We start from the raw sequence: 23023 nt of genomic DNA, 5'->3' as shown, positions 1-23023 counted from the left end.
CCGCCGGTGTAAGGAGGAGCCGGTGGGGGTAATGATTTTGTAGGGAAGAGACTTTTCAGACAGTCTCTTCTTTATTTATTCATTTTGTAACTTAATGCGCCGGATGGGCATTTTTTTATTTGAGCGATTAGTTCTTCAGTTGTTGCGTTTTCGATTTTAACCCACGGTCTTTCTTGTGGATTATATACTTTGGGTAAGGTTTTCACGCAAATTCCAGAGTGTTGGCAAAGTCCGGGTTGCCAGATGATGGTTAATTCTCCGTTCGTGTATTCAATTTTTTTATCCATGTGCACGTTTATTTGATGTTAATACCTCTCATGACGATACGTCTCCATTCGGGATGCTTTTTTATGTAGGCAGCCACAAAGGGACAAAGCGGAACCAGACGCAGACCTTGGCGTTCAATGTCTTGGAGTGTCTTTTCCACGAGTTGGGAGCCTATTCCACGGCCTTCTAATTCCCGCGGGACCTCCGTATGCGTGAGATATATCTCACCATTTATTGATTTGATGTATTCAATTTTGGGTGTATAATTACCGATGCGAAATTCGTATTGTTGACGATGCACATCATCTTTTAATTCATAATCTTCAGTCATAGCCTTAAATTTTAAGTTTAATTGTAAATTAAACGATAGAACTATGAATTTTGTTTTGCTTTTTTGGCATTTTATTGTTTAACTGAAAATTTATTCTTAGTTTTAGTCTGGTGTCATGGTCCAAAATAATTTTAACTACGATAATACCTTTTGTCGTTTTGTGGATAATTGAATAGTGCGGGAGAATGAAAGGTTCTTGTATTTTCGAAGTATCTAAAGACAATAAGTGATGTTAATGCTATAAATTGATTTTGTTTTATGGATGAGGTAATAAAGAGATTTCGTGAAGGAAACCAGCGTGCTTTTGAAGAGTTATTCTGGTCATTTTTCTCGGCGGGTCGTCAATTTGTAAAGTCGTTTCAGGTTGATGATAGTTGTGCGGATGATATTCTTCAAGAGGTGTTCATTCATATCTGGAACAAACGACAAAGTATTGAAAGTGAAAATCATTTTAAAGCCTATTTTTATAAAGCCTTGCGGAATAATACGATAAAATATATTACTAGAAACAAGCATGTTTTGAATTTAGAGTGTGCCGAAAATAAAGAGAGTGAGGATGTTTTGTTGAAAATTACCGAGATTGAGTTTAATCGAGAGATATTACGTGCGGTTTCTCTGTTACCGGAGAAGCGTCGGGAGATCATTCTGTTGTCCATGTCCGGGATGAGCGAACAGATGATCGCCGACACACTCAATATATCTATCAATACGGTTAAGAACCAAAAAACGAAAGCTTACGCATCATTGCGTCAAGAGCTGAAAGATATTGGTAGTTTTATTCTTTTACTTGGGCTGTGAAGCCTGTTTCTGACGGTTTAGCGTGTTCGTGATTCTAGCCCGGATGTCGTCTCTACTGATTAATGCCAGGATTTGATCGGATTGTTCCGGGGTCCAGAATTCGTTTACTGACGGTACGGCAAAGTACAGGAATAGATCCATTTCATCTTTCGTGATATTACCGGATGTACTTTTAATCATCTCGAAAAGTTTGTCGCCCCCTTCTTTTGTCAGGTAAGTTGATACGGCTGTCTGGTAAAGCGGTAAATTATTGGCATTATTAAGGTTTAACGCTTCTAGTTGCTTGTTGACTTGTTGCACGTCATCGGTTGTTGCGGTGATCTGTCTACCAAGAATGCTACTATAATAGGCTTCGTATTTCTTTTTCAAAACTTGATCAATTTTCTCTCGGCCTAGTGTATTACGAAATTTCTCCACGTTTTCGGTGAGGAATTTTTCTCTTGGGGAGCCTAATCTGGCATGTTCGTCAAACAGGAACAGGCATTCGTCACATATAAGTTCTTCAGGACTCAGGGAGTTGGCGAACTCTTCGATCAGGGGAGTGATGTTCGTCGTGTACGTGTTCTGTAAAGCCTTCAGGTAACTGGCCGTTAGTTTTTTATTGTGTTCTCCTGCATTGTAGCGTTTCTGGAGTTGACCGAAGGCGAGTTCTGGATTGAACGACTCTTCTACTTTATCAATGAAGGCAAGACTCAGTACCCCGCCGGCGAACATGTGGATCAGATTTCCGTCGCCGTCCAGGATAACAAAGGTCGGGTATGCCTTGATCCCGAATTGCTCCTTGATAGCGGGACCTTCCTCGCCTTTTTCCGCGTTGGCTTTTATACTCACGAATTTTGGATTGAAATAGTCTCCCATTTCTTTCATCGGGAATATCTGGTCGCTCATCATCCGGCATGGACCGCACCAGTCTGTGTAACAATCTATAAACACGAATTTGTTTTCTGCTTTCGCTTTTGCGCACGCTTGTTGGAGAGTTAGATCCTGAAAATCGATCCCTTGGGCGAAAAGTGCTATTGATGCGAACACCATAGCGAGTGTTAAGATAAATTTTTTCATAATTTCTAATTGATAAGTTTTTTAACTCCTCTAATATCCGTGAACCGGGAAAAGGTATTATCCTGTTCTCTTTTTTATGCTGGAATAATTTTTTTTGAAAATAGGATAATACCTTTTGGCGACTTGTGGATATTGTCTATAAAATGCGATTATAACATGAAAAGGTATTATGAATCGACAAGGATTGCTTCACTGCTTGTAAAGCTTGTGATGCAGAATATATCAGAAAGCGAGAAACAAGAGCTGGCATCCTTGGTCAAGAAGTCGGGTATAGATGTTCAGGAGGTGATTGAAAAAGCGGTTTGTCAGGATATCGCTCCGAATGATGATGCCGATATCGAGGCCGGAAGAAAATTATGGAAATCCATTGAACGGGACATAAAACGTTCGGATAGACGTTGGGGACGTATGTTGTTGCCTTACGTGGCGATTTTTGTCGGGATGATAGGGCTTGCCGCATTCTATTTCATGTATCCGGGACAGTCTGCCGATCATGCAAGGAAAGAGATGTCTTTGTTGAAGAACGAGACGGTACTTGAATTCCCTTCCGGGCAAAAGGTCGTGTTGACCGAAGGAACAAATATATTGGATATTATTCAACAAAATGCTGCTGCCCGTGAAGTAAACCCTGAGCCCGAGAGCGCGGAAATATATAAGGTCAAGGTCTTGTGCGGGGCAACGCAAACTGTCACGCTTGAGGATAGTACCACGGTCGTCCTGTATCCCGGATCGGAGTTGCAATTCCCGGCATTTTTCTCTTCGAGAGGACGTGCTGTGAAACTTCTCGGAGAGGGATATTTCGAAGTACGGCGGGATTCGTCGAGACCCTTTACGGTGGAAGCCGAATCGGTTTCAATCGTAGTCTTGGGAACGAGTTTTAATGTAAGGGCATATCAAGGAGAGTCAACGATAGAAACCGTACTTGTGACCGGAAAGGTGATGTTAAACGGAACCGTGTTACAACCCAACGAGATGGCTATTTTTAATCGCAAGGATCAGCATATTCGGATCGAGCATGTCGAGGCTGATATCTATCAACAGCGAGCCCAAGGGATGTTTATCTTTGATAACAAGACGCTTGACGAGATTATGCGAGAATTTAGCTTGTGGTATGGATTTAAGTATAGTTTTGAAGACAGTGTTCTGCAAAATAAGAAGTTCCGGTTGAAACTTCCGCGGGCGGATAGTTTTGACAAGTTGATGAGCTTGATGGAGAAGACCGAGGAGATCCAATTCTCCGTGTCTGAGCAAGGAATAAAAATTATGGATGGTAAAAAATGATATCATAAAAGACCAACGATTGATCTGGATTCGGGCCGGAATTCAGATGTAAAGAACGGGGATAGAAGAGTAACGGGTTCTTCTTCTTGAACCGTGGTTCTAACCAAGAAAACAGTTTCAGAACCTGATAACCTACCAATAAATATGAAAAAAAAGAGACTAAAGTGTGCTTGGGGGAGTCCAGTTTTCCCCCAAAGGGGCAGATACTTGCTTGTTATTGCCGTGCTTTGTTTTACCGCTTTGTTTTCTACGCGGGTTTCTGCACAAGGTAACCGGAATATAACGATTAATAAACAAAATGTTCCGTTTGAGGAGATCGTATGCGATGTAGAATCACAGACGGATTATTCGTTCATGTATAGTACTGAAACCGTGCGGAATATCGGGAGTGTCAGCGTGAATGTGACCGATGTGACGATAAAGCATTTGTTGGATATCATCCTAGCCGGAAAACCCTGTACTTATCAAATTGAAGATAATGTTGTGATTATTAAGACTAAAGATCAAGTAGCACGGGATTCTGTCAATCGGAAGTCCGTGAAGATCAAAGGTGTTGTCATGGAGGTTGATGGGCAGCCTCTTGTGGGGGCTTCCGTCGTGATAAAGGGGCGAAATGTAGGCGTGATCACCAATGTTACCGGTAATTTCGAGATAGAGATTCCGGCAGGTCATGACGTGATTGTGGTATCGTTTATCGGAAAAGTTTCACAGGAGATTAATATTACCGGCAAAACGGAGGTGAAAGTGGTACTGCAGGATGAGGTACAGGCAATTGATCAGGTTGTTGTCACGGGTATCTTTACTAAATCACGTGAAAGTTACACGGGATCGGTAAAAACGATAACAGCCAGTGACTTGAAAGCATCGGGTAATCGTAGCATTATATCGCAGATCAGTAATATTGATCCGAGTTTTAATATTGCCGATAATATCGAATTCGGTTCGGATCCCAACCAGTTGCCGGATATCACGATCCGTGGGCGTACCAGTATGGATGTCAGCGTGCGTAACCTTCAGGAAGAGAGTAGCGTGAAAAGTACAGCAAACCTACCGTTGTTTATCATGGACGGTTTCGAAATATCCCTCCAACGAGTGATGGATATGGATGATGAGCTTATTGAAAGTATTACCCTTTTGAAAGATGCGAGTGCAACAGCCATGTACGGGGCTCGCGGTGCGAACGGGGTGGTCGTGATCACGCTTAAGCGCCCCGAAGTCGGTAAATTGAGAGTGAGTTATAGAGGATCAATTAATATTGAAGCTCCTGATTTTTCATCCTATAACCTGATGAATGCCCGTGAGAAACTTGCTTACGAGGTTGCGGCTGGATTACTTGATAGTAAGTATAATCCGAGTAATCAGGATTTGATGGAGCTTTATAACCGCAGATTGATCGAGGTGGAACGGGGTGTGGATACTTATTGGCTTAAATATCCTGTGAAAACAGGTGTTGGTAATCGTCATAGTTTGCGGATAGACGGGGGGGCGGATAATTTTAAGTATGCTATTGGGCTTTCGTATAATAATATTAATGGCGTGATGAAGGAATCGTCACGTAACACGTTGTCGGGGAACCTGTATTTTCAGTATGAACTTAAAAATTTGAAGTTCCAGAACGATCTGACTATTAGTTATAATAAGAATCAGAATTCACCTTATGGTAGTTTTTCCGAATACTCTATGGCGAATCCGATCTATACCCCGTATGATGACGAGGGGCATATAAAAAAACAGTTGGTACAGACTATAGCTCAAGGTTCCCGAACCCCGGAACCTGCCGGGAACCCGTTGTATAACGCGACTTTACCTTCACGTGATGATGGTAGTTACACGAATATTCAAAACAATTTTGCCATTGAATGGAGGATTACTTCTGATCTGTTTGTAAGGGGAAATTTTGGATTCACGAAACAGGATTCACGTACGGATAAGTATTTATCTAGGGAGCATACCAGTTTCGACACCGATGAATACAAGGGAGAAAATTCTAATATGCGTGGAAGTTACACTTACACGACGGCTTATTCATTTTCATACGAGGGAAGTCTGACGGTGAATTACACGAAGACCTTGGCTAAGGTTCACCAGATTTATGCCGGGTTAAGTGGAAATCTTGCGGAGGATAAAGATGAAAGTTATTCTGTTACCGGACGCGGGTTTTCTTCCCTAAATATGAAGAATCTCGGAATGGCGGGTGCTTATGCGTTAGGAAAACCGATCAGTACGGAAGCGCATTCCCGTCGGCTTGGTTTGATTTTTAATGTCAATTATACTTATGATCGTCGTTATTTTGCTGATTTTTCGGGAAAGATCGAGGGATCGTCTAAATTTGGGAGTAACGACCGTACGGCTCCCTTCTTTTCAGCCGGATTAGGTTGGAATGTACATAACGAGTCGTTTTTTGACTCGTCGAAAGTGGTGAATTTATTGCGTCTCAGGGCATCTTACGGTACGGTCGGGTCACAAAACTTCAGTTCGTATCAGGCGTTGACGACTTATCGGTATTTCGGACAGGAGAATTACAAATACTGGAACGGGGCATATATGATCGGGATGGGTAACCCGGATTTGTCATGGCAGAAGACAAAACAGTTGAACCTTGGTGTGGAAACGTCGCTTTTCAATGGTTTGGTACGGTTTAATGTAGATTTCTATAATAAACTTACCAACGATCTGTTGACCGATATTAATTTACCTACTGCGGCCGGTTTCTCCAGCTACAAGGCTAATGTGGGAGAGGTGCGTAATAGAGGGGTAGAGTTGGATGCAACTGTTTTCCTGATCCGGAATAGCGACAAGCATATTGTATGGTCCGTGGGAGGTAATCTTGCTCATAACAAAAACAAGATTCTTAAGATATCCAATGCTCTTGAATTTTTGAACTCGGAATTGCTGGAAGAAGCAGGACCGAATCCGAGTTTCCTTTATAAAGAAGGTCAATCAATGAACACGATTTTCGTGGTCCGTTCACTGGGTATTGACCCGGCAACGGGTTCGGAATTGTTCTTGAATAAAGATGGCGAGCGGGTTTACACGTGGGATTCCAAAGATAAAGTGCCTTTTGGTGTGAACGAGCCGAAAGTGAGGGGAAATCTTCGTACGATGTTTCGTTGGAAAGATATTTCGTTAAATGCCACTTTATCTTATCGTCTTGGAGGATATATATATAACCAGACTCTTGTTGACAAGGTGGAGAATATCACAACATCGGCAAAACGCTGGGGTAATCTTGACAAGCGGGCTTTGTATGGCCGTTGGCAAAATGCCGGAGATATTGTAAAATTCAAGAATATCAAAGATTTCAACACGACTAACGCTTCTTCTCGGTTCGTGATGAAAGAGAACGCGATCACTCTCAACACGCTGAATGTTAATTACGAATTTAACGAGGAATGGCTGAAAAAACATCTTTTTATAGATTACTTGTCCTTGGGATTTTATGCAGAGGATGTTTTTTACCTTTCGACGGTCAAGCAAGAGCGGGGACTTTCTTATCCTTTCGCACGTAAATTTTCGGTTTCGATATCGGCAAGGTTTTAATACTATAAATAATAATCAATCAGCATGAAGATGAAAAATATATACTTGTATTTACTCATTCCGGTGGCCTTGATTTTTACCTCGTGTAATAAATGGCTGGATATACAACCGGAACTTGAAATGCGCCAGACGGCTATGTTCGAATCCGAGCAAGGATTCAAGGATGTACTTACCGGGGCGTATATCAGGATGGCAACCCCGGAACTTTACGGGCTCAACACGACGATGAAATTACCCGAAATGATGGCACAGAACTGGACGATTCCATCTGAAAATTCATCACAGGCGGAAATCTATTATATCAGTAATTTTGATTTTACTCAAACCTCCACGAAAGATCTGCTTGAAAAAGTCTGGTTACAATATTACCAGACGATCATTAATATTAACTCGATTTTGGAGCATATTGACGCGAAGAAAGATTTATTTGCTAACGGGAATTATGAGCTAATCAAGGGAGAAGCGTTGGGGCTGCGTGCTTTTCTGCATTTTGAAATACTGCGTTACTGGGGACCTATTCCGAGTAAAGTGAAGGCCGGGGATAAGGCCATTCCTTACGTGAAGATGGTGACTAAAAATCCTCAGGAATTGCTTGCCGTGTCATACCAGGAAGTGATTGACAATATATTGACAGATCTTAATAATGCCGAACAGTTGTTGGCTAATGACCCGATTCTGACTTATTCCAATGCGATTTTGAATTCTCCGGATAACCTTCAAGGAGTCAATCAGGATTTGCCGCACCCGGAAGACGAATTCCATTATTTCCGTCAGGTGAGGTTTAATTATTATGCGGTGAAAGCAACGAAAGCACGCTATTATCTATGGATCGGCAAGAAAACCGAAGCCCTGGAGAACGCTCTTGTCGTGATTGATGCTCAGGATAACGATGCGAAATCCAAATTCACGCTTGGAAGTGATGCCGAAGCCAATAATGGTCAGTTGACGTTCCCGACCGAACAAATTTTTGCCGTGAACAGCACGCTGGCTACCCAGACTTTGACTCCTGTTTTCTTTAATTATAGCACGGCATACACTCAATCGGAAACCAGTCTTAAGACTGCTTTTGAAACTACGCTTCATTCTTCCGATATTCGTTACCGGAATAACCGTTTGTGGGAGAGTCGGGTTGTTCCTTTAGCGAGTGCGGCTTTTAACTATTTCAAAAAGTACAACGAGTCGGGTAGTACCGTGACAGCAATAACGGATATCCCTCTGATCCGGCTGGTTGAGATGTATTTTATCGCCACGGAATGCGGACGTGAAGATTTATTTAAAGTTTACCGTCTTTCACGTGTTCTGGATGCTTCTATTGATGGCACGTTGACGGATGCGGATGCTGTAAAGGAGCGTCTTGAAAAAGAGTATCGCAAAGAATTTTACGGGGAGGGACAAATGTTTTTCTTCTATAAACGTTACGCGTACGGTACGTTATCCTGGCCTGTGGCAAAAGAGGTCACCGAGGCAAGTTACAAACTTCCTTTCCCGGAATCTCAAATGACATTTGAATAAATTGATCTTAAATTATGACAATTAAAATGATAAAATACGGATTTTTATTTATGCTTTCCATGCTGACGCTTGTCGCTTGTAAGGAAAACGAAATTGAAACATTTGAAGACGAAAGTTCCCTTTTCTTCTTCAGGAGTATTTACAGTACGAACAGCAAAGATGCTCCTCAACTTGATAGCACTTCTTACTCCTTCTTTTTAGGGGGAGCTATTCAGGTAGATACGGTATGGCTTGACGTGTTACTCACGGGTATGCCCTCCGGTGAGGCCCGATCGCTTCTTATCGTGCAGTCTAATGCCGGGGAGCCCGATGCGGCCATTGCAGGAGTCCATTACGTGGCTTTTGATAATTCGTATGTTGCGAGTCGGATGGTTATGCCGGCAAACGAGGTCGTGGCCACGATTCCGATTATCATGACCCGTACATCCGAAATGGATACTAAGGAATTCCGGCTTGATCTGGAGATCATGCCCAACGAGTATTTCGTGCAAGGAATTAAAGACCGCACGAAATATACCGTCAAAATTACCGCTAAGGCAACAAAACCCGTTAAGTGGGATGCCCCTAATAGTTATAAGGCCACGTTCGGGGAGTGGGGACAGGAAAAGATGAGGTTTATTATCGAGTATGTCGGGTACAACACGTTTGATGAAGATTTAATCACGGATTACAGATATTATCTGCAACTTAAAGCACGGGAAAAGCTGGCCGAATTCGAGGCGCTTAATGGCCCGATTTACGAGGCTGACGGTACACGGGTTGAATTCCCTGAAGCAAATTAAACACTCTAAAGAATGGAAACTATGAAACAAATAATAATATATCTGTACGCGATACTGCTGGGTGTATCTTTTGTCGGTTGTGTGGAAGACACGGGTAATTATGATTACGAAGATCCGGCAGTTGTTGCACCGACCATAAAATCGGGAATTGAAGAAAATTATTCCGTACTTGTGTTGGAGGATTTAGTGATCGATCCGGCAATAGAAGGAGATGAATCCTTGTATGACTACGTGTGGTATGCTTATCCGGGAACAATCACCAGCAGTACTCCTTCCGACACGCTTAGCGTGACTAAAAAACTCGATTATACAGTCTCTTTGGAGCCCGGAACTTATCAATTGGTGTTTAAAGTGACGGATAAAACAAACGGGACCTCGGCATTCTATAAATCGAAGTTGGTGGTTGCCAGTTTCTTCAGTGAAGGTTACTATGTGTTGAAATATGAGAACGGGTATACGGATGTGGACTTTGTTGATCGTAACGGTTTGGTTAATGCGAATGTCCTTAAGGCTATAAACGGGGAGAGTCTTCCGGGGAAACCGATACGGGCAACTTACGAGTATAACCAATATTCTTATTACGTGTACGATGCAGAAGGAAACCGTACCCGAAAGAATCTACAACCGGCATATATGGTTTGTACGGATGACGATTTGGGAATTTACGAGGGTACGAGTATGAAACAACTCAAAAGATGGAACGATGCATTCCTTGAAGTGCCTGCCATCAAGAAACCTCAAGGAGTTTGGGCGAATACAAGCGGTTTTATGTTAATGAATAATAATGCTGTTCACTTCGAGTATATCGGTGGTGGCGGAGGTGGTGAATTCGGATACGCTTACCCGAACGAAGGTATAAAGCTTAATTCAATCGTGGCGGTCGGCAGTAGTAGTTGCTTGTGTTATGATGATAATGCCGGGGAGTTTGTCGGATATTATGTACAAAAACATTTTGCTATTAAGAATGCCATCGAATCGGCTTCTCCGCTTACCTTGAAACCGGTTGGAGAAGTATATTTTACCAATTGTGATTTGATTTATATGGGTGTGCAGCCTTATTCTTCGACTTCCAACGGTGGGACGTATGCCATTGTGAAAGATCGTGCCACAGGAGTGGCTTCTTTGTGGATAATCAATGTCAGTATCATGCAGAATTACTATGCCATGTACGATAACGGGTATCGCGGACGGACGATTCCGGAGTCTTTTGATGTAGTTAACGGTAAAGTCTTTGCAATACAAGGCTATGGCGTATTATCCACACCTCCCGCTTATAGTGGTGTCATCTACTATTCGAAAGGCGACAACGTGGTCCATTATTATAATCCGAGTAACCAGACAGAGAAGAAGAATGTGGTCACTATTCCTGCGGATGAAGAGATTGTTCATCTTGCGCACTCTTCCGATCCGAGTACGGTAACACCGGTAGATGAATTCAGTATTCTATCCAATAAAGGGGGAAATTGGGTGTTGCGGGTTTATCATCGGGAAGGTTCAACGCCCGATATTAACCCGACAGTCGTGAAAAGCTACACGGGAACGGGGTTAGCCAAGAATTTTATTTATAGGAATTCAGGAACTCGTATAACCTACTAATTGGTCTTTATATAACAAACGAAAAACACCGGGATATCATGATCCCGGTGTTTTGTTTTGAGTAAAAGAGAATGTTCAAAAATGACTTCTGACATAACTCTAAATTCCGATTATTTAATGTAGTTTTGTGCGAATTCACGTCCGGCACGCAGTGCCTTCAAGTTCATTTCTACAATATCAGCTCCTTTACGAGCGAAAATAGATTCGATACCTTTTTCCAAGTATTCGAACGGGATTTCGATAAACGGGGAGCCGGCACCCATCATCACGAAATTGCTGGCCCGTACGTTTCCGGCAGCTTCTTTTGCGATATTGTCAGCGTCGATAATTACATGATGAGGAAGAGCTTTTAATGTAGCCATTAAAGTTTCAACTTCCGGGTAATTGGGGATGTTGATAAATGGGGTCGCGTTCGTTACCACGTAACCGCCTTTTTTCAAGTAGGGTAAGTAACGTAAAGCCTCCATCGGTTCCACGGATAAGATGATATCGGCAGTTCCTTTGGCAATCAGATCCGAGAAAATCGGTTTGTCGGATATTCTCATGTATGACTGTACGTCTCCACCGCGCTGGCTCATTCCGTGAGTTTCGGCTTGCTTCATGTACAGGTTATTGGTAAGGGCGGCAGAGCCTAATGCTGCTGCGATAGAAAGGATTCCTTGTCCACCGACACCCGCTAATATAATATCTGTTTTCATAATTTTAGATTTTAAATTTAATAATTCTGTGATTAGGTGATTCTCGATTCCGTGATTATTATTATAAATATGAATCACGGAATCATAAATCATTAAATCACTGAATGTTTAGAGCAATTTATTTTTTCTTTTTTTTGGCGTCTCTGCTGGCTTTTTGGATACATACCCTTCTCGGAATGATCACGGATACACCCTTGTACTCGATTTCCTCGCGGATGATCTGGCACAATTCGTCATGGTTCTTCGGAACGGGAAGTAATACCCGGATGTGTTCCGGCTCAACACCAATTCCGCGACAGATTGCTTCCAGGTGTCCTAATGCTGAAGACTCTTGTCCACCCGTCATGGAGATAGATTCGTTGTCGGAAATGATGATCGTGATAGTTGATTTCTCATTTACGGCGTCCAGCAACCCGGTCATTCCGGAGTGCGTGAAGGTAGAGTCTCCGATCACCGATACTGCCGGGAATAATCCTGCATCGGCAGCGCCTTTGGCCATCGTGATAGAAGCACCCATGTCCACGCAAGAATTGATCGCCTGGAATGGAGGTAAAGCTCCTAAAGTATAGCAGCCGATATCCGAGAATACGCGAGCGTTCGGGTATTCGGCAATCACGGCATTTAATGCCGCGTACACGTCTCTATGGCTACATCCCACGCAAAGGGCCGGTGGACGTGGAACAACGATTTCCGGAACAGGAGCGCCTTCGATAGAGGGCAATCCGAATGCTTTAGCCACGTGATCCGGGTTCAATTCTCCGTCTCTGGGAAGAGTGCCGTCCAAACGTCCATGCACGCATTCTTTTTCAAGATAACCTTTTATTGCTTCTTCGATAATCGGGTAACCTTCTTCCAGTACGAGCAATTTTTCTGTGCTTGCAGCCAGTTTTGTAATCATTTTTCTCGGAAGAGGATATTGACTTACTTTAACTACCGGGTAAGGGCAATTTCCGCCGAATACTTCCATCAGGTAGTTATAACCAATCCCGCAAGCGATGATACCCATAGATTTGTCTGCACCGTCAATATATTTGTTGAAAGCAGAGTTATCAGAAGCTTCTTCGAATTTGACTTGTTTATCTAACAATAATTTATATCTCTTTTTTGCGATAGCGGGGAGTAATACGAATTGACGTTTGTCTTCCGGTAGACGCATTTCGTTTTCGGCTCTGGCGTCTTTCGTTTCAACACCTGCGCGGGAGTGAGCCAAACGGGTCGTGATTCTTAACAACACGGGAGTTCCCATTTGTTCAGACAAATCAAAAGCTGCACGTGTCATGTCGTATGCTTCTTGTTGATTTGAAGGCTCCATGATCGGAATTAAAGCAAATTTACCGTAGACACGTGAATCCTGCTCGTTTTGTGATGAGTGCATAGATGGGTCATCTGCAGCGATAACAACCATACCTCCGTTGGCTCCGGTGATAGCGGCATTCATGAAACAATCGGCAGCCACGTTCATTCCCACGTGTTTCATACATACCAGGGCTCTTTTCCCGGCATAGGACATACCCAAGGCCGTTTCCATGGCTGTTTTTTCATTCGCTGACCACATCCGGTGAACGTTGCGGGCAATAGCCTGTTTCGATTCCTGAATGTACTCCGTGATCTCTGTTGAAGGGGTTCCCGGATACGCGAATACGCCGGAAATACCTCCATCTATGGCACCTTGTGCAATAGCTTCAACACCTAATAATAGTTGTTTTTGCATAATAATAAGATTATTGATTTTAAGTTGTTTGTCTTGCTTGAAAGAAGCGACAGTTTGTCGCCAAGAAAATAATATCCGGATTATTCCGGCGGAATTTTCATAGTCCCCCGAATAATTTAAGCACGCCCACGATGTAGGCTAAAACGAAATAATATTCTGACGGTTTGTACATCGCACTAATATTTAAAACGTTTCCGGTTTTATTTCGGGACTAAATTAGTATTAATATTTTATAAGAACAAATATATCTTGGACAAAAGTTTATTATGGACTTTATAAACTTTGAACTTGAAGGGCAAAGGGGATGACGCTTTTCTCCTCGTAGGTTGCGGCTTTATGGCTTGTTTGTCAAAATAACTTTGGAAACCCACTTTGAATAATTCTTTTTTTATAATTTGTTTTATAGTTTTTTTGTATATTCGTGCCTTAGAATAGGGCAACTGATAGACACTTTTTACCAATTGATAATTGTTATGTTTGGACGATATAAGAGATCTTTTCCTGCTAAATTGAGTTTATATGTAATATCCTTTATTACGCTTCTCTCGTTTGTTTTGGTAGGAGTGTTTTATCATTATTCAACGGAAACATTGTCTCAAGAAGCCGAGGATAAGATCGAGAGTATGGCAGACCGGGCTAACCTTCGGGTGAGCGCGTTGTTGAGTAAAGTAGAAAAAATTCCGGATAATCTGGGATGGATGATTGTTGAATATGTAAAAGAGCCGGATTCTCTGTTTAGCATAACCCGCCGGATTGTTGAGGACAACCGGGAGATTTTCGGTTGTGCGATCGCTTTTGAACCTTATTATTTTCCGGGAAAGGGACATTATTTCGCACCTTATTCATATATGGATGGTGATCAGGTGAAAACCATCCAGGTGGGGGGTGATAATTATAATTACTTCGAGAAAGGTTGGTATAAAGGGGCTCGAAAACAACGCTACTGGAGTAAACCGTATCGGGATGCGGGCGATCCGGACGTGATAACCACTTCTTATGCCGTACCGGTTCATGACGAAAAGGATAAGTTAATCGCGATTCTTTCCGTGGATTTAACCAATCGTTGGTTGCGGGATCTGATTGATTCTGTGAAACCTTACGAGGGGAGTTACACGGTCATCATAGATAAAAAAGGGCGTTATATATTGCGCAAGGAGGGAGAGACCACGATTGGCAAGAATATGTTCGAGACGGCAAAAGAATCCCGTGATACGAATATTACCGTGCTGGTAAATGAAATGGCGGCTGGGAAAAGCGGTAGCATGATCGTGAAAGATGACGGGGTATTGTCTTACGTGTATTACACCCCGGTATTTGCCACGGATTGGTACATGGCAGTTGTTTGTCCCTATGAAAAAGTGTTTGGTAAATTGAGCAAGTTCAACATGTATCTGTTAATCGGTTTCGTGTCCTTGTTACTGTTCATTTATATTATATGTTTTTTGGCTGTACGACGAATTACTAAACCGTTGATGGTGTTTGCTTCTTCGGCCAGAGATATCGCGGAGGGTAATTTTAATACTCCGCTACCGGTTATCCGCTCGAAAGATGAATTGGGGGAATTGTATGATTCGTTCCTTTTCATGCAGCAACAGTTGACTGAATACGTGGATCAATTGCGGAGTACGACGACTGCCAACGAGAAGATTGAAAGTGAATTACGTATTGCTCATGATATTCAGTTAGGAATGGTTCCCAAGCAATTTGTACCCACGCCGGGAGCAGAATGTATTGATATTTATGCCGTTTTGCGTCCGGCCCGTCAGGTAGGAGGGGATTTGTATGATTACCTGATGCTAAATGAAGATGAATTCGGGTTCGCGATAGGTGATGTTTCCGGCAAGGGAGTTCCGGCTTCTTTGTTTATGGCGACAACGATCAGCCAGATGCGTTCTTTGGCCTTGCGAGATACTTCTTTAAATTATATTGTGAATCTGATGAACCGCAGTCTGATTCGGACTGAGAATCCGAGTATGTTCATCACGTTTTTTGCCGGGGTGTTGAATCTGAACACGCATCGGTTGAGGTTTTGTAATGCGGGACATCCTTATCCCGTGTTAATTGCCCCGGATGGCACCGTATCTTTCTTTAAAACAAATGATAATTTACCGTTGGGTGTGACTTCCGATTACGAGTATGAAGAACAGGAGTGTTATTTTGCGCCCGGTTCCCAATTGGTTCTGTATTCGGATGGTGTGTCGGAAGCGCAGAATGAACAATCCAGATTCTATAAAGTGGATCGTTTTTTAATTTTATAGCGAATAATGCCGATCTTGCTCCTCGTGAACTTGTTGAAAACGTGATAGCGAATGTTGATGCTTTTGTTGGGGGAGCGGAACAGTCGGATGATTTAACCGTGATGAGTTTCCGGTTTAAATCGAGAACAAAAAGCAGAGGGGCTTTATAGCCCCTCCATGAAGTGAAATAAGATGTCTGATTCACTTCGATCTGATCACGATATCCACACACTCAGCCGTGCCAAAAATTTTCTTGGACACCGCATGCACAATTGAAGAAGATAAGCAAGGGATAAATTGGGGATGAGCTGTCCCGTGGCGTTGGAATAGTCTATAAGCAATTCTTTTTATGATCCGGGATTCCGCTTTTTTGAAAGCGTTAAAAAAGCTTATTGCCTACTAAAATGGCGGTTAGGTGGCGGTTAGGTGGCGGCTAAGTGTGGGCTAAGTCGCCTAGATATGGCCTAAAAGTGAGACTATGGTCGTGTAAAAGTGCAGTTTATCCCAAATGTTTTCCTTGAAAAGGGGTAGTCATGTGAAAATAATTCGGTCTCTCAAATAGAAAATAGTCTATTTAAATGGTTGTTTGCCAATAACAAAGTTAATGATTTTAATTGAATTGCGTATTTTCTTTTCGCTTGTATTTTAATTTTTCGTCCAGAGTTGCCATGAGTGATCGGCTTGTAGTTGGAGCATTTGTAGACCGTTGCGGGTTTGGGCGCCTTGCTGCTGGGCTCGTTTCATGAATTCGGTAACGGCGGGATTGTAGACGAGGTCAAAAAGGTAGTGTTCTGGAGTGAGAAGATCGTAAGGGATGTCCGGGCAGTCCGTTACGTGGGGCCACGTGCCGACGGGGGTGGCGTTGACGATCAGGTGACTTCGGGAGATATACCGGGGAATTTGATCGTAAGAGATGTCGGAAAGGGTACGGGGGGTACGGCTGACCGTGATCACGGTAATTCCCAGCGATTCGAGGGCGTGCCTGACGGCTTTGGAGGCTCCCCCGGTTCCCAGAAGAAGGGCTTGCTCGGGGATACGGGGAATGAATTGTAACAGGGATTCTTTAAAACCCAGTACATCCGTGTTGTACCCGGTTAGGGCGGGGCCGGAGGGCGTGTGTTCCACTTTCACGGAATTGACCGCTCCGATGGCTTTTGCTTCCTCGCTGATATGATCCAATAAAGGAATGATTTTTTCTTTATAGGGGATAGTGACGGCAAAGCCTTTTAAATCGGGGGTGCTATTGATGATTTGTTGCATTTGTCGGATGTCTTCGAATTCGAAATTGACAAATTCTGCATTGATACCTTCCGCTTTGAATTTTTCTGTGAAATAGGTTTTGGAGAAAGAGTGGCCTAAAGGAAATCCGAGTAATCCGAAAAGATTCATAAGTCTGTAAAGTTTATAAAGTCCATAAAGTCCATAAGGTCCATAAGGTCAGTGGCCCCCTGCGGGGCGCCTTGTCTATAGCAGCTAGCTGCCTACAAACTCTGTCCGAGGGACACCCCAAACTTTATAGACCTTATGGACTTTATAGACTATTTTTTTAGTACAACAGCTAGTTTTTCAACTCCCCAGATGAGCAGGATGCCGATGATACACATGAGTATGGCTTGCCATATCAGGGGATCTGATCCGGTGGCTTGTTCGAAAGTTCCGGGGAGAACGTTCTTCTCGATATCGAAAGGAACCCCGTTGATTAATTCCGTGTCGGTAATTTTCCACGGCCAGATTTTATTCAGAGAGCCGACCATGAATCCGGTTAACATGGATACGGTCATACCATGATAATTCTTTAGTAACCAAGATAGCAAGTGTGAAAATGAAATGATTCCCGCCACGGCCCCGACCAAGAACGTGATTAAAACCGGAATGTTGAATTCACTGACGGCCGTGATGATAAATTCATATTTTCCTAATAACAACAGGATAAAGGCCCCAGATATTCCCGGCAGGATCATGGCGCAAATGGCAATCGCCCCGGAGAGGATGATAAACCACCATGTTTCCGGCGTGCTGGTCGGAGTGAGCACGGTAATCGTGTAGGCGAGCACGGCCCCGACAATTAGAGAGGTGATGGCGAATAAGTCCCATTTTTTTACCTCTTTTGATACCATGAGCGCGGAAATAATAATAAGACCGAAGAAAAAGGACCAAATGTAAAGTGGGTGTGTTTCTAGCAAGTATTTCATCAATTTTGCCAACGAGAATATGGATATGGCGATACCTGCAACGACGGAAATCAGGAAGTTCCCGTTGATATGCTTCCAGAATTCTTTCAGTTGGAAGCTTCCCAAAAGGCGTAACGCTTTTAAATCTATGGAACGGATAGAGTTGATTAATTCTTCATAAATACCCGTGATGAACGCGATGGTACCTCCCGAAACTCCCGGAATAACATCCGCGGCACCCATGGCGCATCCTCTCAACACCAGTAACAAGTAGTTTTTTTTCTTCTCCATGAATTAATTTTAAATTTTAGATTTTAAATTTTAGATTCCAGCCCACGGGCTGACGTTTAACGGGAATCTACGATTTATGATTTTGGATCTCATGAAATCACAAATCATAAATCGTAAATCATAAATTATAATGTTATTCGACTTTGAACACGTTGCGATGTTCGAAACGTAGTAAGTCAAAAACGGTTTTTACCGGGGTGAACGTGGATAAGGGTACTTCTACGAACAGCGTGTTCCAGTTGGCCATAGCCCCGTTCCATAAACCCGGAAGTTCTTGGACTTTGATATCTTTACCACCGAGTGATTTACTGGTAATAAATCCTTGCGTGTTGTCGATAAATTTCGTCAGGTCGTATTTTTTGCCTTTATAATTATAGGTACTACATACGATGTCTACCGGGTTGAAGTGGGTTGATTGTGTGAATATTTTTTTCTGGTTCCGGTCTTTCAGATTGACTTGTGCGCTTTCCACGATCATCAGACGTGTCGCGTGTTCACTGTCTTCGACCCAGAACGGACCACCTCCCGGTTCGCCCTCGTTCTTCACCATCCCGCACACGCGCAGTGGCCGATCGAGTAGTCGCTTCAGGTAAGCGGCTTTCTCTTTCAGGCTGGCGTGAGTTAAACCTTCTTGCGGTTTGTAGCCGAGGTTCTCGTAAATGTATTGTTCAATTTCGTTTAACTTCTCTTCCGTGATACTACTTTTTTTGTTCAGTATTTTCATGTAATCGAAAATACGGTTCTGGGTTTTCAATAGTACCCCGGCAAGAATTTTTTTGTATTTGATCGTGTCCGCTTTATTCCGGTCTGGAGCCACGTTGTCGATATTCTTGATGAATATCAACTCTTCTTTCAGGTCGTTGAGGTTATGGATTAACGCTCCATGCCCTCCCGGACGGAATACGATGTTTCCCTCGTTGTCTCTCAATAAATTGCCTTCCGAGTCGAGACTTACCGTGTCTGTCGCCGGGGACTGGATGGAGTAGGTGATATCGTATTTCAAGTTATACGTTTTCTGGTACTCTTTGAGAACGGATTTCATGAGAGCTTTGAATTTCCCGATATGTTCCTCCGAAACGGTAAAGTGCAGGTGGGCGACTTTGTCGTCATTGGCGTAAAGTGCCGCTTCAACCAGATGCTCTTCGACTGCCGTACGGATATGATCTTTGTATATATGAAAGTCGATCAATCCCTTGGGTGTCGCGTTGTAATTAAGCCCTTTTTCCGTCAGGATATATTCCAAGATCAGGATGAATTGATTTTTCCAAAGCAATTTATCCAGGTCGTGGCGATCTTTGTAAAGAGCTTCTTTCAGGTGTGGATAGAACGGGAACTCTTTTAGTTTCTCGAAAAACGAGAAAATACTTCCCGGTTCTTTGTCTTGTCGATATTTCAGGTAGTCCTCGTCACTACCGGTGTAGGTGTTGAAAAACGTGTTCAAGGCTTTGAACATGCGTGAAGCCGAACCGGAAGCCGGTACCATTTTCACCATTTTCAACGTGTTTCTTTTTTCCTCGAAAATGCGGATGAATTCATCAGCCTGCTCGTCATTCAGGCTATGGATCCCGTTGTTGATTGTTGCCGCATCCCGGATTTGCACGAAATCAAAACCCTTCTTGAAATTTTCAAGCTGGTTTTCAATTTGCTCGGGCTTAATCCCCCTGCGCTTAAATTGTTTGAGATCACTCTTCGTGTACATAATTCTAGGTTTGTAGATTTAGCAAATAATTTTGCAAGGTACGAATTTTAATTCAAAAAGCAATGAGTTGCTTTTTGAGTTACAGGTTGCAGGTTGAGCCTTTGGCTCTGCAGGTTGCAAGTTCGTGGGTAACTTATACGATGAAGACGACAATTTAATTGTCGTCTTCATCGTATAATTCTTCTTGATTCTCTAGTTCTGCCTCGAAAAATTCTTCGGCTTCTTCCATGAGGGTTTCAATATCGTCCGCGCAAAGTGGTTCTTCGTCGATCCAGTAAATTTTCTGGTTGTTATAAAAACCATCCATATCGCATTGGATAATACATTGAGGCTTTTCCGTGTGCACGACGTATACAAGATCCGGTGCTTCCTGGGAATTGTCTGCAATTAGAAATTTTGGTAACATGATGTTCTCTAATTTTTAAATTTACGTGGCAAATATAGAATATAATTGAAAATGGAGAATTGAAAATTGAAAATTATTTTAATGGTGAAATTTAGTGGGGAAAATAATGTATCTTTAGGGCGAGAAATGAAATAGATATGATTGCATCAAGTTTACTGTCGAATGTCGTTCCTGTACTGAAAAAAGATGATACTTGTGCTCAGGCGTTGGGATGGATGGATCTGTTTCGAGTGTCACATCTGCCTGTGATTGAGGGGGAAACCTATATCGGACTTTTGTCCGATGAAATCATGTATGCTCACGGGAGTATTAATGATCCGATCGGGAAGCTGGATATTCCCCGGGAAGCAACTTATGTTTACGAGGATATGCACGTGTACGACGTGATCGAGGTTGTTTCGTCTCAATTATTGTCGGTAGTACCGGTTTTGAACCGGAAAAACGTGTATCAGGGTGCGATTTTGTTGACGGATATATTGCATAATATTGATAAGTTGTTGTGCGTGGATGATCCGGGGGGGATCATCGTGCTGGAAGTGAATAAAATTGATTATTCTTTGGCCGAGGTCGCCCAGATCGTGGAGTATAACGAGGCAAAGGTGCTGAGTTGTTACGTGACGTGTAACCCGGATTCCAACAAGGTGGAGATTACGCTAAAAGTGAATGTCGCGCGTATAGAACCGATATTGGATACTTTTATCCGTTATCGTTACGTGATAAAGAATACTTTCGTGTCCGGAGAGGATTTTAATGAAGAGTTGAAGGACCGGTACGGGCAGTTGCTTCGGTATTTGGAAATGTGAATTTAAAATGTAGAATTTAGAATGGAAAAGCGTTAGATCTGTGTGGAGAGAATCTAAAATCAGGAATCTAAAATAAGTAAATCGAATGGGTTTAGGAATTAGGAAAGTAGCTATATACGGGCGGGTGATTCATGAGGATTTTTATCCCTATTTTAAACAGATGTTGCGTGATTTGAATGATCGTGGAGTTCGTTTAGCTTGTTACAAGCCGTTTTATGATTTTTTGAAAGAGAAGTGTCCGGCTGCGGATTATTTTCAATCCTTCTACGAGGATGAGATCGAGAAGGACACGGATGTTTTGTTTAGCGTGGGCGGGGACGGGACGTTTCTTGATTCGGCGGTACGCGTGAAGGATTTAGGGGTCCCCGTGTTGGGAATAAATAGTGGAAGATTGGGTTTTTTGGCTAATATAGCACAAGAGGAGATTCCACAGGCGATAAACTGGCTTTGTGCCGGGAAGTTCGAGGTGGAACAGCGGGCGCTGGTGAAGTTCGAGATCGAGGATAATCCCTTTGCATCTTTTAATTACGCTTTGAACGAGATTAGTATATTGAAGACCGAGCGATCTTCTTTATTGAAAGTACATGCTTATGTCGGGGACGAATATCTCACGACTTATTGGGCCGACGGGGTTATAGTGGCCACGCCGACGGGGTCTACGGCTTATTCGCTGAGTTGCGGGGGCCCGATCGTGGCTTTCGGTTGCGATAATTTAATTATTACGCCGGTAAGCCCGCACAATCTGAATATGCGTCCTTTGATCGTACCCGGGAGTGCGGAAATTCGTTTAATCGTGGAGAGTCGTTCGGGCGATTTTATGCTGAGTGCAGATTCTCGTATGCAAACTATGCCGGATAATCACGAATTATTTATATCTTCGGGCGATTTTAAAATGAATGTAGTGAAGATGCCCGATCATAGTTATTACGAAACCCTGCGGAATAAACTGAATTGGGGGGAAGACAGGAGGAATAAGATAAAAGATAAAAACTAAAAGTTTAGGGTTTAGAGTTGAGAAAGAGTTGAGAACTAAGTAATATAAAATAGGTAAATTAAATTTATTGGGATTGAGAAGTCATTTTCAATTTTCAATTTTCAATTTTCAATTGTATGAATGTAGAGAATGTACCGGAACACGTGGCGATCATCATGGATGGGAATGGAAGATGGGCAAAAAGTCGCGGTTTAGAAAGATGGGAAGGTCATAAAAAAGGAGTGGATGCGGTAAGAACGGTCATGGAAGCGGCCGGGGAAATAGGTGTTAAGTATTTGACATTGTATGCTTTTTCGATCGAGAACTGGAATCGCCCGAAGGAGGAGGTGGATGTGTTGATGGGGTTGATGGTGGATGCTATTCTCGCGGAGACGGATAACCTGATGGAGAAACATGTGCGTGTGAAGGCCATCGGAAATTTGGGGGATTTACCGGAGAAAGTGTTGCAAAAATTAAATGGGTTGATTGATAAAACTGCTTCGAACACGGGGTTGACAGTCGTGTTGGCCTTGAGTTACGGGGCCAGGTGGGAAATCTTGACAGCAGCCAAGCGAATAGCGAAGGATGTTGCGGATGGGAAAGTTGAAGATGTAGAGGCGTTTACGGATGCGGATTTTTCTAATTACTTGACGACCGCGGGGATTCCTGATCCTGATTTGATGATCCGGACAAGCGGTGAATGTCGGTTAAGTAATTTCCTTTTATGGCAATTAGCGTACACCGAACTATATTTTCTTGACAAATTTTGGCCCGATTTTGAAAAAGAAGACTTATATTTGGCCATTCGTAATTTTCAAAAAAGAGAAAGACGATTCGGGTTAACCGGAGAGCAACTAAAAAAGTGACT

At 42.8% G+C, this 23023-nt stretch carries 19 protein-coding genes; 10 read left to right on the top strand and 9 right to left on the bottom strand.

Annotation, left to right across the window (positions count from 1 at the left end):
* Positions 1-71 precede the first annotated feature (71 nt).
* On the bottom strand, positions 72-287 hold the full coding sequence (locus tag DWW52_RS05740; protein ID WP_118714516.1) for a (4Fe-4S)-binding protein: 216 nt from the start codon (positions 285-287) through the stop codon (positions 72-74).
* Between the two features lie 8 nt (positions 288-295).
* Positions 296-598 (bottom strand): GNAT family N-acetyltransferase, encoded by a 303-nt coding sequence (locus DWW52_RS05735; RefSeq protein WP_118714515.1) that lies wholly within the window; start codon positions 596-598, stop codon positions 296-298.
* 258 nt (positions 599-856) lie between these two features.
* Here DWW52_RS05735 and DWW52_RS05730 point away from each other — a divergent pair, with 258 nt between their 5' ends.
* A complete protein-coding gene (locus tag DWW52_RS05730) occupies positions 857-1396 on the top strand; it encodes an RNA polymerase sigma factor (RefSeq protein ID WP_118714514.1) in 540 nt (179 codons plus the stop codon).
* Here the strand turns inward: DWW52_RS05730 and DWW52_RS05725 are convergent.
* Positions 1382-2455 (bottom strand): thioredoxin family protein, encoded by a 1074-nt coding sequence (locus DWW52_RS05725; RefSeq protein WP_118714513.1) that lies wholly within the window; start codon positions 2453-2455, stop codon positions 1382-1384. The genes DWW52_RS05730 and DWW52_RS05725 overlap by 15 nt on opposite strands.
* 156 nt (positions 2456-2611) lie before the next feature.
* Here DWW52_RS05725 and DWW52_RS05720 point away from each other — a divergent pair, with 156 nt between their 5' ends.
* The 5 genes from DWW52_RS05720 (at position 2612) to DWW52_RS05700 (ending at position 11166) form a co-directional block, all read left to right on the top strand.
* Positions 2612-3736, top strand: coding sequence for a FecR family protein (locus DWW52_RS05720; protein ID WP_118714512.1), 1125 nt, complete (start codon positions 2612-2614; stop codon positions 3734-3736).
* A gap of 144 nt (positions 3737-3880) precedes the next feature.
* Positions 3881-7276, top strand: coding sequence for a SusC/RagA family TonB-linked outer membrane protein (locus DWW52_RS05715; protein ID WP_118714511.1), 3396 nt, complete (start codon positions 3881-3883; stop codon positions 7274-7276).
* Between the two features lie 30 nt (positions 7277-7306).
* The gene (locus DWW52_RS05710) at positions 7307-8788 is read left to right on the top strand and encodes a RagB/SusD family nutrient uptake outer membrane protein (protein WP_158582493.1); all 1482 of its coding nucleotides are present in this window, start codon (positions 7307-7309) and stop codon (positions 8786-8788) included.
* A 14-nt stretch (positions 8789-8802) separates the two neighbouring features.
* Positions 8803-9570, top strand: a complete 768-nt coding sequence (locus tag DWW52_RS05705) for a DUF4843 domain-containing protein (protein WP_118714509.1) — start codon at positions 8803-8805, stop codon at positions 9568-9570.
* A 21-nt stretch (positions 9571-9591) separates the two neighbouring features.
* The gene (locus tag DWW52_RS05700) at positions 9592-11166 is read left to right on the top strand and encodes a PKD-like family lipoprotein (RefSeq protein WP_158582492.1); all 1575 of its coding nucleotides are present in this window, start codon (positions 9592-9594) and stop codon (positions 11164-11166) included.
* 110 nt (positions 11167-11276) lie between these two features.
* Here the strand turns inward: DWW52_RS05700 and DWW52_RS05695 are convergent, their stop codons facing one another.
* Positions 11277-11864 (bottom strand): indolepyruvate oxidoreductase subunit beta, encoded by a 588-nt coding sequence (locus tag DWW52_RS05695; protein ID WP_118714970.1) that lies wholly within the window; start codon positions 11862-11864, stop codon positions 11277-11279.
* A 118-nt stretch (positions 11865-11982) separates the two neighbouring features.
* Positions 11983-13575 carry a thiamine pyrophosphate-dependent enzyme gene (locus DWW52_RS05690; protein ID WP_118714507.1) on the bottom strand — a complete coding sequence of 531 codons (1593 nt, stop codon included), beginning with the start codon at positions 13573-13575 and terminating at the stop codon, positions 11983-11985.
* 473 nt (positions 13576-14048) lie between these two features.
* On the opposite strand from DWW52_RS05690, the gene DWW52_RS05680 reads away from it, so the two are divergent.
* Positions 14049-15833, top strand: a complete 1785-nt coding sequence (locus DWW52_RS05680) for a SpoIIE family protein phosphatase (RefSeq protein ID WP_118714505.1) — start codon at positions 14049-14051, stop codon at positions 15831-15833.
* A gap of 624 nt (positions 15834-16457) precedes the next feature.
* Here the strand turns inward: DWW52_RS05680 and DWW52_RS05675 are convergent.
* The 4 genes from DWW52_RS05675 to DWW52_RS05660 all read right to left on the bottom strand — a co-directional run bounded on the left by DWW52_RS05675 (position 16458) and on the right by DWW52_RS05660 (position 20379).
* Positions 16458-17201 (bottom strand): shikimate dehydrogenase, encoded by a 744-nt coding sequence (locus DWW52_RS05675; RefSeq protein WP_118714504.1) that lies wholly within the window; start codon positions 17199-17201, stop codon positions 16458-16460.
* Positions 17202-17350: 149 nt separating this feature from the next.
* Positions 17351-18274: a DUF368 domain-containing protein gene (locus DWW52_RS05670; protein WP_233556715.1), complete on the bottom strand. Its 924-nt coding sequence runs from the start codon at positions 18272-18274 to the stop codon at positions 17351-17353.
* Positions 18275-18407: 133 nt separating this feature from the next.
* Positions 18408-19973, bottom strand: coding sequence for a DUF4301 family protein (locus DWW52_RS05665; RefSeq protein ID WP_118714503.1), 1566 nt, complete (start codon positions 19971-19973; stop codon positions 18408-18410).
* Positions 19974-20127: 154 nt separating this feature from the next.
* Positions 20128-20379, bottom strand: a complete 252-nt coding sequence (locus DWW52_RS05660; protein ID WP_118714502.1) for a hypothetical protein — start codon at positions 20377-20379, stop codon at positions 20128-20130.
* Positions 20380-20516: 137 nt separating this feature from the next.
* On the opposite strand from DWW52_RS05660, the gene DWW52_RS05655 reads away from it, so the two are divergent.
* From DWW52_RS05655 to DWW52_RS05645, 3 genes are all read left to right on the top strand, one after another.
* Positions 20517-21182: a CBS domain-containing protein gene (locus tag DWW52_RS05655; RefSeq protein WP_118714501.1), complete on the top strand. Its 666-nt coding sequence runs from the start codon at positions 20517-20519 to the stop codon at positions 21180-21182.
* A gap of 85 nt (positions 21183-21267) precedes the next feature.
* On the top strand, positions 21268-22176 hold the full coding sequence (locus DWW52_RS05650) for an NAD kinase (RefSeq protein WP_118714500.1): 909 nt from the start codon (positions 21268-21270) through the stop codon (positions 22174-22176).
* Between the two features lie 116 nt (positions 22177-22292).
* Positions 22293-23021 carry an isoprenyl transferase gene (locus tag DWW52_RS05645; protein WP_118714499.1) on the top strand — a complete coding sequence of 243 codons (729 nt, stop codon included), beginning with the start codon at positions 22293-22295 and terminating at the stop codon, positions 23019-23021.
* Positions 23022-23023 lie beyond the last annotated feature (2 nt).

The organism is Odoribacter sp. AF15-53 (assembly GCF_003479425.1).
GTDB lineage: Bacteria > Bacteroidota > Bacteroidia > Bacteroidales > Marinifilaceae > Butyricimonas.
Note: the sequence above shows the minus strand (reverse complement) of the source record. Positions and strands in the feature narration are given on the sequence as shown.